Here is an 11,940-nt window from a genome sequence, read left to right on the forward strand (position 1 = left end):
AATACCGCTATCTATGCCCAAGCATTAATCCCAAAAGTGATAACACTTAACAGAAGCAACATGCCAAGTACGCGGTAAATCAAACCTAAAGTACTGGTGCCTTGCGAGCTCGCATCCGAATGTAATGGCATGATTTTAACTTTTGCGGCATCTTGGGTTTTATGTTTCATTCTGCATCCTTAAAATATTTCGCCAATGGCACTATCAAACTTGAAGGAATTAATAATGCGGCTTTTGCGGCACTTGATGCATGATAAAAGGGTGTCAGTTGAGTGATTAGCGCGTTGAAGCATTTGAGTGCGGCCAAAACATCGGCGGCGGCATAATGAATTTGCGCACTGGATAAAGGCACGTGCTGCCAATTCGATAAGGTGACTTTTTTAGGTTTGTCGATACGTACACCCAAAAGCGCCGCAACTAATTGGCGCGTCCCCATTTCCTTCTCCGCTCCAAGTTGAGCCAGTGCCCAATTTAAATCTAATGTTGAGGCGACATTAATGCCCCATTGCCGCCTGAGAGCGTGTGCATCACTGCGTAAACCAACCCCGACTTTGAGTATGGTTTCATCTTCTAATAAGGCTTTTAACTGGGTGAATTGCTCACCCAAAATGGCATGCTGAAATAAATAACAGGTATCCACTGTCGCGATTTGAATAAGACTCAAGGGATGTTGCACGCCGCGCTCAAAGCTTGCACGGGTTTCAGTATCAAAACCTAAGACTTGCTCAGCCTGTAATAGTGCTAATACTGCATTAAACTCCGACGGCTCAACTACCTCGATGCGGACATGTTGAAATTCAAAAGCAGCTAACGCTGCAAGTTCAATATCATCAATACGTGTAGTCAAAGCGATACGTTGCTGCAGCCACAAATATGCCCACTGACGCTGCGCTTGAAGCTGAGTTTTAGCTTTAATCGCATTTTCAGCCTCGGCCGATACCCGCTCACTTTTCAGCGGCTCGGTCGAGGCATTGAGGTTATCAAGATAAGCCGTGCCAGCAGCATCCATTGCCGCCATTAACCCATCGGCATCTTTGCCAAACTCTTTACGTAACCAAGCCAGCTTACTCGGGGAGACACAGTACTTCATTAACTTCATTGTGCTCATCCTTGATGGTTGATGCGCGCAGCTAGTTAACTACGCAATTTCTGTATTCCTGTCATCGCAATAAGTGCAACAGCGCCAGCAACGACACCAAATAAGCCATTAAGAATACTTGGCGTCAGCACAGCAAACACAGGTCCAACAACACCAATGGCAGCAACCGCTTGTTCAGCATGGTGGATTTGCTCGCCGACTAGGTGTAGGCCATGAGTTAAAATCCCACCACCCACCATAAACATGGCTGCCGTGCCAATAATCGTTAAACTTTTCATTAATACGGGAGCTGCGCTCAATAAACCAAAACCTAATTTACGGTTCATTTGAGTTAATACAGAGGCGCCTTCACGTTGACTCAAGTACAAACCCGCATCATCCATTTTCACAATTGCCGCCACTAAGCCATACACGCCTATGGTCATGACTATCCCAATGACAGCTAACGTAAAAAACTGTGTCGATAGGGATTTGTCCGCCACGATACCAAGGGTAATGGCAATAATTTCCGCCGATAACACAAAGTCGGTACGAATCGCCCCTTTGACTTTTTCGGCCTCGTAGGCGGCGAAATCTTTAATCTCAGGTAACTCATTCTCTACTTGGGTTTCGTGTTGTTGCTGGCCTTTTCTATGGCTATAGCTGTGATGCAGTTTTTCAAACCCTTCGTAGCATAAAAACAGTCCACCAAACATTAATAAAGGGGTGACAGCCCAGGGAATAAAAGCGCTGATAAGCATTGCTGCTGGCACTAAAATCAACTTATTACGGAATGATCCCTTGGCCACCGCCCACACGACGGGTAATTCACGATCGGCGCTTACGCCCGTCACTTGCTGGGCATTGAGGGCTAAATCATCCCCCAATACACCCGCTGTTTTCTTTGCCGCCACTTTACTCATTACCGCTACGTCATCCAAAATCGATGCGATATCGTCGAGTAAGGTTAATAAACTCGCGCCTGCCATGCTAAATCCCTCTACAAATCATCTATAAACCATTCTGCTTTTGCCATAGTAGCTTAGTTAGATTAGTTGCGTATAGCGAAATGCTTTCCAACTTAACTGCTTAAGTTACTTACGTTATTGGGACTGCTTGCTAATGTGAAAATGCCAGCAATCTAGATCACACCCACGGTGGAATTGCGCCACATTATTTATCGGAAAAGAGTATACTAAGCCCAGAATTTTTACTCATTTGCCGTTACAGGATGTCAACATGACTCAAGATGAAATGAAAAAAGCTGCCGGTTGGGCCGCACTTAAGTACGTTGAAAAAGACAGCATTGTTGGTGTTGGTACGGGTTCGACTGTGAATCACTTTATCGATGCACTGGCGACCATGAAAGCCGATATCGAAGGTGCAGTCTCTAGCTCTGAGGCATCAACTCAGAAAATGAAAGCGCTGGGTATTCCCGTTTATGACTTAAACAGCGTCGATCGTTTATCTGTCTATGTGGACGGAGCCGATGAAATCAACGACCGTATGGATATGATTAAAGGCGGCGGCGCTGCATTAACTCGCGAGAAAATTGTCGCGGCAGTGGCTGAGAAGTTTATCTGTATCGTGGATAACACTAAGCAAGTCGACATACTAGGCGAATTTCCACTACCCGTAGAAGTCATTCCGATGGCACGATCTTATGTGGCGCGTCAACTCGTTAAACTTGGCGGCGATCCTGTGTACCGTGAAGGCGTTGTGACCGATAACGGCAACGTGATCCTCGATGTATACAATCTTAAGATCCTTAATCCAAAAGAATTAGAAAGTCAGATCAATGAGATAGTCGGTGTAGTGACTAACGGTCTGTTTGCCAAACGCGGTGCGGATGTGTTACTCGTTGGCACCCCTGATGGCGTAAAAACCTTTACCGCCAAATAAGTTCTGCGTTTAAAGAATCCATCGCAGTCACAAGGCTGCTGATTGTAAAAATGCACAGTAAAAAATACGCTGTAAAAATGCCAGCCACTTTTTCAAAGGGCTGGCATTTTTTATGGTTCTTTTTATAGCTCTTTTTTATAGTTCAATGTTATCTGACTCAGCTGCCCATCGCAGACAGCTTATATCAAACGCTTGGCTTACCAAGCTCTGGCGACTAGACCTTTTAAGTAGAATCCTTCTGGGAAGGCGCTACCGATAGGGTGATCGCTCGCTTGGCTTAAGCGTTCAATAAACTGGATTTCACGTTTCGCATCGAGCGCGGCATCGGCCACGATTTTTTGGAACAGATCCGCAGGCATTAATCCTGAGCAAGAGAAGGTCAATAACACGCCTCCCGGATTCAATAACTGCAATGCAATCATGTTGATGTCTTTATAACCACGGCAAGCCCCGTTTAACTGCGCCTTGTTATCGGCAAACTTAGGCGGGTCGAGCACAATCACATCAAAGGTCTTGCCTTCATCACGGTACTGGCGCAGCAACTTGAACACATCGGCTTCGTTGTAATGCACATTGTCATCACTCAAACCGTTCACTTGCATATTGAGGCGCGCTGTCGCCAAGGCTAAAGAAGACACATCGACGTTTTCAATACTGGCAGCGCCTGCTTTCGCAGCGTACAGACCAAAAGTCCCCGTGTAGCAAAAACAGTTCAATACCGATTTATCTTTGACAAAACGGGCGGCAATCGCGCGGTTATCACGTTGATCGAGATAGAAACCTGTCTTATGGCCTTTAATCACATCGACGGCGATCTTGATGCCGTTTTCTTCGATAATCACTGGCATTTCTGGCAGAGTGCCATGCAGTAAACCGGTAACTGGCAGCAGGCCTTCTTTCTTACGGGAATCCACATCGGAACGCTCATAAATAGCGCAATCAGGATATTGCTCAGCCAATAGCTCGACTAAGGTATCGCGCCATAAATCAGCACCTGTGCTCAGTAACTGGCACACCAACACATTGGCATATCTGTCGATGGTGATCCCAGGTAAACCATCGGACTCAGCAGCCACTAAACGGTAACCCGTTAAGCCTTGCTCGCGGATTAAATCGTTACGGCCGATTTGCGCCCGCTGTAAACGTCTGGCAAAAAACGCGCGATCAATTTCTTCTTCGCGATTGAAAGTCCAAATCCGCACTTGAATTTGCGACTCAGGCGACCAAGCACCACGACCTAACCAATGACCATCATGCGCGACCACATCGACTGTCTCACCCGCTTCAGGTTTTCCCTTAATGTTATGAATAGCATTGGAAAATACCCAAGGATGGCGACGCTCGAGTGACTTCTCGCGGCCGGGTTTAAGTTTGATTCTGATAGCCATAGTTGCCTTTAAAAATAGGGCCGCCACTAAAAAAGGGCTGCTGTCTAAAAATGGGAAACGGATGATATACCCAATGCCACCTAAGTGCGAGTACCGAACACGCCGCAGCGCTTATTTTCCATCATCCACGGGTGGCCGATCATACCTTATTTTAACGGTTAATTCTGAATGATATTCATGCGAAATGATGTTGGAATGGTTAATGAAACAACGATAACAAAACCGTAGCGAGAAGATGTCTGCGCGATAAAGACAACTGACATGATTGAAATAAAACGAATTAATCAGTAAACACGAGAACTTAGCTACGTAGCGCTAACTCAACAATGACGGGCGCATGGTCAGTACTGTAGGCGTCGCGTTCATATTCAGGTCTGACTAAGTGTCTATCGCAGGTCTGATAATCTACGACTTGCGCTAAACTGCGGCCATTGCTCGCATCAAACTCACTCGAAAGCAAAATATAATCCAGCACTGAACCTTTAGGACCATAGTAATGGGTCGCCGCTCTGTGTTCCCTATGGTAAGCGGTATTGCCAGTCAAACTGTCCCTCAAGTTCGCTTCAATAAATAACTCATAGGCATCCTTAAGTTGATACTGAGCAAACACCGCCGCTAATGCAGCATCCGATAAATGCCCAAGGCCAGCGGCTTTAATGTCATTACTGTGGATACTCTCGCCCTGTATCGTTAACGCATCTAAGGCGCCCATTGTCAGACTGTCATTAAAGTCTCCCATCACGATAACGGGATGTTTAGATTCTTGCCTGCGTACCAATATGCCATTGAATAATAATGCTGCTTCTGCGCCACGCTGCATGGTAGATGCCCAGCGGCCTAAGGCTTGCTCTGTCAGTAATTGGGTTTCTGAATGCAGTTTCATGCTCGCTGCGGGCGCTAAATTATCTAAACTAAGTGGCTGATGTCCGAGAGGTTGATGTTCAAATAGCTTAGGTTCAAGTGCTAATCCGGCGCGTTTTGACTTAAAGTGCACCACATAATAGTCACACTTGCCGATGTGTGGCACTTCAACGGTTGCGCGCAGCACCTTACGGCTAAAGGCAAATTCACTCGATAATCCCATGGCTGCCACTAAACGCACATCAGGTTCGACACTGCTGATTTCCACTATGGGATACCGGGAGGCAAGCGCGACCACAGGGCTGCGATAAATGTAATCACTGATAAGAGTTGGCTCATCAACGACCGCAAAATACCCTAGACCTTGCTCGCGAGCGATTCGTTTGAGCGGTTCAGGGCTAAACACTTCTTGAAATCCCACAATATCGGGCTGGCGATGTGCGAGAAACTCACTCAACCACTGACACTTTTTCTGCCATTGCCCATGGCTATAGATATTTTCAAAATCATAGTAAGCCAAAGGCGGCTCAATAAAGTTAAACAGATTGATACTGGCGATCTTGATATTCGCGGTGCATTTATGATCGATAGGTGCAGCCATTGATTCCAACTCATCGATATTGTGTGCCACAGCTTAATACCCCCAAAATCTGAATACAGCAAACTATCTTAATCTGACTTAATCTGACTTAATCTGACTTAATCTGAGTGAGCACAATGACTCACCGCAGGCACGACAAGGGTATACCCGAAGTGCACTAATGCCAAATCCCCATTATGGATAAAGTGCTAACTCATCTCTGGCGACTCAAATACAGCTTACTGAAATAAGTCATACCGTTAAAAACCACAATTCAATATCAGAGTTAAATCCGACAACAAAAATTAACCGCTACCATCCAAAAAACAAACAATCACACAGCAATGATTGGCACGCAAATCCACCAGCACTCCCAACAAAATCACGCAAGCCCAAGAATGATCATAAAACTAACTTTTACTTAAAGTGTAAATTCAAACAAAAACATATGTAATAACATGTGCGGTTGACTTTACATTTCAGTCCCTTAGAATGTGGCGACTTTAATCATTGCGGAGACCCACTGTGGGCACACACATAAGCGACAGTAGATGCCCTGTCCAAAAGACAGGATTTAACGCCTAGCACTAGCCCGCAATATTTGCTGCTACCTGCTAAGCAGGGTAGTAGTGTGAACCATTCTTCACTCAGCCTCCCCCAAAATATCAATCACAGACAATAAGCCTGAGCCTATGGCTGCGCTTTAGCAATTCCAGCATTTTGCTGGGGTTCAGTTATGTGTATTTATTGCATCTCAAAGCAAGTTTTTTGCCTCAGTGGACTTCGTTTTCTCTATGGATTTACATCTATGGGTTTACATCTGAGGAGCCTAAATATGGCTTACATAAACAACACATCAATTTTGCGATCTTTATCCTGCGCAAGTATCAGCTTGTACTACAGCATGAGTGCGGCGGCATCCCATCTCGAAGTGGATGATCCTGCCCTCGCAGAGCGCTGTGAATTAGAAATGGGCTGGCAACAACCTAGGTCGGATCATGCTCGTCCACAATTAAACGCGGCCACGACTTGCAGCCGCAATCAATGGGAATGGCATTTAGGATTAGCGTCCAATGCCAATGACGATAATCGTGGGGAGCAAGCTGAAGTCGGCATTAAGCTGCCGCTCAACGTAAACTCCCTCTCAGATCCAGAGCAGCAACAGGATGATTGGCACAGCGCACTGGTAATCAACTTGCAGAAAAACCTCGATGCCAGTAACGAATTAGCCACCGAAGTCTTCGGCATTTTTGGCAAAACCTTAGGCGATTCTGATGTCAGTCTCTATGCCAATTTAGGTTTTACCCATGAATTTAATCAATCAACCCAATTACTTGTGGGTATCGCGGCAGCGTATGAACTCAGTAGTCACCATCGCGTGATAGCCGAGATTTATCAAAAAGAATTGAGCGAGACTACCTATCAGTTCGCTTATCAACACACACCGCAACAACAGCTACAGCTGGAATTGAGCTTAGGCAATGCCCTTCGTGGCAACGCGCTGCAACTTGGCGCAGACATCACTTTTTACTTTGGTCACTAGATCGTTGAGAGAATGAACTATGAACATGAATAACAGCACAAACAACACTAAAAAAATCATCCATAACCTGCAAATGATTATCGAGCAACGCAGTGCCAGCGCCATGGCTGAATTAGCCGAAAAACGCCACCCTGCCGATATTGCAGCCGTATTTAACGTCTTTAATCAAGCTCAACAAGTCCTATTATTGCAACTGGCCTCACCTAAGGTTTGCGCCAATTTGTTTCGCTATCTGACCGATGAATTGCAAGCCAGCTTAGTACAGCAATTAGATAAAACCACGCTATCTGCGCTACTGGTTCACATGGCAGCAGATGAACGTGCCGACCTCTATAATCTGCTCGATGAAACCCAGCAAGCGGCGATTTTACCTGCGCTAGCATTGGCCAAACGGGAAGATATGCGCACCCTCGCCGCCTATGATAAAGCTAAAGTCGGCGCGGTCATGACCTCGGATTACACATTACTGAATAGCCGCCATACTGCGGCAGAAGCCATCGCTACCCTACGTACTGAAGCGGCAGATAAAGAAACGATTTATCAAACCTATGTGGTGGATATGTTAGGCCGCTTAATAGGAACTGTATCTTTAAGGCAGCTATTGCTGGCGCAGCCGCACGAGCGAGTGGTCGACTTTATGAAACCCGATCCTGTCGCGCTCGATGCCAATGCCTTTCGCGAAGAAGCGGTGCAGATGATCGCCCATTACGACTTAATGGCGCTGCCAGTAGTCAATGGCAAAGGTCAGCTCGTCGGTATCGTCACCTATGATGATGCTATGGATATCGCCAGCTCACAGGCGGATCTTGAGTTCACAAAAACTGCGGCCATCGGCAATATTGACCATAACCTCAAGACAGCCAGCATAGGCTTACTTTACCGTAAGCGCGTGGTTTGGCTGGTAATCTTGGTTTTTGGTAATATTTTCTCGGGAGCGGGGATCGCCTTCTTCGAAGACACCATTGCCAGTTATGTCTCTTTAGTCTTCTTCCTACCACTACTTATCGATAGCGGTGGTAATGCAGGCTCGCAATCAGCCACCTTAATGGTACGCGGTCTAGCCACTGGAGAAGTTAAAATCAAAGACTGGTTATCTATGCTAGGGCGTGAATTATTTGTCGCCGGATTATTAGGAGCCAGCATGGCAGCGGCAGTGTCCTTGCTAGGCTTTTGGCGCGGCGGACCTGAAATCGCACTGGTTGTGGCACTCACAATGCAAATTGTGGTGATTATTGGCAGCTTGATTGGTATGTCTCTGCCTTTCTTACTGAGCAAATTAAAGATGGATCCTGCGGCCGCGAGCGCGCCACTCATCACCTCCATCGCCGATATCATAGGTGTAATCGTGTACTTCAGTATCGCCACTATGGTGCTCGACTTACCAATGCCATAGGCCTAAGACCTAAGACCTCAAAGTGAACCAAGCTAAGTTAACCTTAGCGTGGTTCACTTATCATTCGATAGTACTAACCCATTTATGGCAAAGCATAAAAGCTTCAATAACCTTAAAAAAATTAAGAATAAAGCTTAAAGATCAGTTAATATTTCCATACCTGAATCGTTTTACTTTTTATTAACATTGCAGTATTTACCGCTGAGCCCAGTCACAGTAAGTCGATAAGCAATAGTGATAGTCCTAGCGACTTGAGAGGTTTTATATGTGGTTTAATTCCCAGCTCAAAGCTGAAAATCAGGCGCTTAAAGAGCGACTCATCCAACTAGAACGCCAACACCAAAATGAAATAGATGAACTGCGTGGCATGATCCGTGAAAATGAGACCATGCAGCAACAGTCTCGCCAAAATGCAGACCACTACACTGAAGTGATCGCCTGCCAAAACCTAGGCGGAGATATGCTTAATGCCGTGCGCGAAGGCTTAGCCAGCAGTGCCGAATTACTCTCAGCAGAACAAGAATCACTGTCTGAACTCAATCACGTTTTTGACCAAACCCGTGTGGCCATTGCCAATTTAGGCACTAGAGCGACTTATATTAATGATCAAGCATCGAACAGCATGAAAGCTGTCACAGAACTCGATGCTACGACCTCTTCAATCAATCAATTTGTCGCGGCAATTCAAGGAATTTCAGAACAAACAAACTTGCTGGCATTGAACGCCGCCATTGAAGCCGCCCGTGCAGGCGAAGCGGGACGGGGGTTTGCCGTGGTGGCCGATGAAGTGCGCCAGCTTGCAAGCAAAGCCCATGAAGCCAGTAGCCATATTGAAAAGCTCGTGAAACAAATCGTCGCGCAAGCGGCTGAGATTAAAGAAATTGTTCATAATAATCAAAGCAGTGCCGTTGATGTAGCCACCTCATCAACCCAAATTGGCCAAGTCGTTGAAGATGTCCTGCAACGCTCAAAACAAATGCAGCACGTTATCCATAACGCAGCCACAGCGTCATTCTTGAATACCACTAAGCTCGACCACGCAGTCTGGAAAAGTAGCGTTTATCAATTAATTGAAAAACCACAGCATAACCACAATGTGAACTCACACACTGAGTGCCGCCTAGGGCAATGGTATTTCAAAGGATTTGGTGCCGAGAATTATCAGCATTTAAGTAACTTCAAAGCATTAGATGCACCACATAAAGCGGTACACGAGGCAGGAAAGGCAGCGCTCAATGCGAGACAAAAAGGTAATTTGCCTGAGATGGTCAAACAACTGCACTCAATGGAAGACGCCAGTATGCGTGTTGTGCATTGCATTGATAACCTTATGCGAGATGTATATCGAGCGTGATATATAGGCACAGAAAGATAAGCTATCACCCATAAATAAGCCTACCTAAGAGCGCCATACTCGCGCTCTTTTTTTATCGTTCAAAACGGTATAGTAAATTTAATCTTAGAAAATGAACCCCTAGCTATACTTGATTTGAGCACAGCCTTCATCTTTAATCGTTTCAAGAGCAAGCAGTGAGACTCAATTATAACATTCTAATTTTTAGGGTTATTAATGAAATTAGTCACAAGTTTATTCCTATCACTCACCCTTAGCAGCGCATTTTCTCTTCGCGCGCAGCCGCTCAACATCTATACCGAAGAATGGTCACCAATCAGCTTTTCTGTCGATGGCAAACCCGATGGTTTAGCTGTACAGGTAGTACAAGAAATTCAAAAGCGCATAAACAACCCAGAGCCAATCAAGGTCGTACCTTGGGCTCGCGGCTGGAAAATGCTGACCGAGCAACCTAATACTGTGTTGTTTACTATGACGCGCACAGCAGAAAGGGAGCAAATGTTTACTATGATTGGGCCTGTTGCTGTCGGCACGACTAATTTTTATGCCTTAAAAAATAGCGGTATAAAAATAACCACTATAGAGGATGCAAAGACAGCTAAGGCAATTGGTGTCTATCGTGCCTCGGTGGAAGAACGCCTATTGCTCGAACTGGGATTTACGAATGTTGCGGCCTCATCCGAGCCCTTATTGAGTGCAAAACAATTGATGAAGCAACGTGTCGATCTTTGGTGTAATGCCAATCTCACCGCGCCGAGTATTCTGTCGGATGCAGGCGCGAGCATTGATGATGTAGAGTCACTCTTCACGATTAGTGCTAATCATCTTTACATTGCCTTCTCACAAGGCACGCCCAATGATGTGATCGAACAGTGGAAAAACAGCCTAGAAGCGATAAAAGCAGATGGCACCTTCGCAACGATTTACCGTACTTGGCTCCCCAACGATGCGCCGCCCATGCAAACCGAACGTATCGGGTTTAGCAACTAAACACATTGATCTAAATTCTAAGTGCTGAATGCTGAGAGCTAAACTCTATTGCTCTTTTAAAAGCGCTTAAAAAGGACACTCACAAACCCAGTCGATACGCTCACCCGTGATAGGATGATTAAACGCTAAGCAGGTCGCATGCAGCATTAATCTGCTGCTCGTCGTATTAGTGATATCAGCTTCATCTGCATCAGCCTTATCAGTCACGCACTCACCCACGCCGCCGTAGAGATCGCACCCCAGTATTGAGTGACCCAATTGCTGACTGTGGATCCGCAGTTGATGGGTTCGGCCAGAAACAGGGATAAATTCGACCCGCGTGGCGAAAGGTTCGGTTAATCGTTCCAGCACCTGATATTCACTGATCGCAACTTTGCCTGTGCTATGGCAGATCTTCTGCAGTGGGAAATGCTCAACATCTTTAGCGATCGGCAGATTAATCACCCCGCTGTCAGCGGCTAAATGCCCGTGCAGCAAGGCGGTATAACACTTTTCAACCGTGCGCGCCTGAAACTGTTTTGTCAGCAAACCATTCACGCTTTTATTCAGCGCCACCAGCATGATACCGGAAGTGCCAAAATCGAGCCTGTGCAGCAAAGTGGCCGTCGGGAAATCCTGCACTAAACGATAATGCACTGAGTCGAGATTAAGCGGATTCTTTCCCGACAGACTCAATAATCCGCTCGGCTTATCAATCAGTAGAATATCGCTATCTTGATAGAGCACGCGTATTTGCCCGAGGCAAGGCGGCGCAATAAAAGTATCGACTTTGGCAAGGCTATCGGCTGGCGCTGACATAATTTTCTCAGGCAACATAAGTAGGTGAAAAGTAGATCAATGGGCGATCACAA

At 46.0% G+C, this 11,940-nt stretch carries 11 protein-coding genes; 5 read left to right on the forward strand and 6 right to left on the reverse strand.

Features of this window, described 5'->3' with window-relative positions:
• Positions 1-11: 11 nt before the first annotated feature.
• Genes L5M28_RS01550 through L5M28_RS01560 form a run of 3 tightly spaced genes read right to left on the reverse strand, consistent with a single transcriptional unit; the run spans position 12 to position 2,067 of the window.
• Entirely contained in the window at positions 12-170 is a 159-nt protein-coding gene (locus L5M28_RS01550; RefSeq protein WP_173497483.1) for a hypothetical protein, read from the reverse strand.
• Positions 167-1,099, reverse strand: a complete 933-nt coding sequence (locus tag L5M28_RS01555; protein WP_263202221.1) for a 3'-5' exonuclease — start codon at positions 1,097-1,099, stop codon at positions 167-169. Before L5M28_RS01555 ends, L5M28_RS01550 begins: the two co-directional genes overlap by 4 nt.
• Before the next feature lie 35 nt (positions 1,100-1,134).
• Complete coding sequence (locus L5M28_RS01560; protein WP_105251669.1) at positions 1,135-2,067, reverse strand: DUF808 domain-containing protein; 933 nt, start codon at positions 2,065-2,067, stop codon at positions 1,135-1,137.
• Between the two features lie 250 nt (positions 2,068-2,317).
• Here L5M28_RS01560 and rpiA point away from each other — a divergent pair, with 250 nt between their 5' ends.
• Positions 2,318-2,980: a ribose-5-phosphate isomerase RpiA gene (gene rpiA / locus L5M28_RS01565; RefSeq protein WP_028761507.1), complete on the forward strand. Its 663-nt coding sequence runs from the start codon at positions 2,318-2,320 to the stop codon at positions 2,978-2,980.
• A 197-nt stretch (positions 2,981-3,177) separates the two neighbouring features.
• Here the strand turns inward: rpiA and L5M28_RS01570 are convergent, their stop codons facing one another.
• Positions 3,178-4,368 carry a class I SAM-dependent rRNA methyltransferase gene (locus tag L5M28_RS01570; protein WP_263202222.1) on the reverse strand — a complete coding sequence of 397 codons (1,191 nt, stop codon included), beginning with the start codon at positions 4,366-4,368 and terminating at the stop codon, positions 3,178-3,180.
• A gap of 301 nt (positions 4,369-4,669) precedes the next feature.
• On the reverse strand, positions 4,670-5,860 hold the full coding sequence (locus L5M28_RS01575) for an endonuclease/exonuclease/phosphatase family protein (protein ID WP_263202224.1): 1,191 nt from the start codon (positions 5,858-5,860) through the stop codon (positions 4,670-4,672).
• Positions 5,861-6,644: 784 nt separating this feature from the next.
• On the opposite strand from L5M28_RS01575, the gene L5M28_RS01580 reads away from it, so the two are divergent.
• The 4 genes from L5M28_RS01580 (at position 6,645) to L5M28_RS01595 (ending at position 11,089) form a co-directional block, all read left to right on the forward strand.
• On the forward strand, positions 6,645-7,352 hold the full coding sequence (locus L5M28_RS01580) for a hypothetical protein (protein WP_263202226.1): 708 nt from the start codon (positions 6,645-6,647) through the stop codon (positions 7,350-7,352).
• 19 nt (positions 7,353-7,371) lie between these two features.
• The gene (gene mgtE, locus L5M28_RS01585) at positions 7,372-8,745 is read left to right on the forward strand and encodes a magnesium transporter (protein ID WP_263202228.1); all 1,374 of its coding nucleotides are present in this window, start codon (positions 7,372-7,374) and stop codon (positions 8,743-8,745) included.
• Between the two features lie 265 nt (positions 8,746-9,010).
• A complete protein-coding gene (locus L5M28_RS01590) occupies positions 9,011-10,099 on the forward strand; it encodes a methyl-accepting chemotaxis protein (RefSeq protein ID WP_263140021.1) in 1,089 nt (362 codons plus the stop codon).
• 216 nt (positions 10,100-10,315) lie between these two features.
• Positions 10,316-11,089, forward strand: coding sequence for a substrate-binding periplasmic protein (locus L5M28_RS01595; RefSeq protein WP_263202230.1), 774 nt, complete (start codon positions 10,316-10,318; stop codon positions 11,087-11,089).
• Between the two features lie 66 nt (positions 11,090-11,155).
• Here the strand turns inward: L5M28_RS01595 and L5M28_RS01600 are convergent, their stop codons facing one another.
• Entirely contained in the window at positions 11,156-11,887 is a 732-nt protein-coding gene (locus L5M28_RS01600; protein ID WP_263202232.1) for an RluA family pseudouridine synthase, read from the reverse strand.
• Between the last annotated feature and the right edge of the window lie 53 nt (positions 11,888-11,940).

The organism is Shewanella sp. SW32, from assembly GCF_025653365.1.
Lineage (GTDB): Bacteria > Pseudomonadota > Gammaproteobacteria > Enterobacterales > Shewanellaceae > Shewanella > Shewanella oncorhynchi.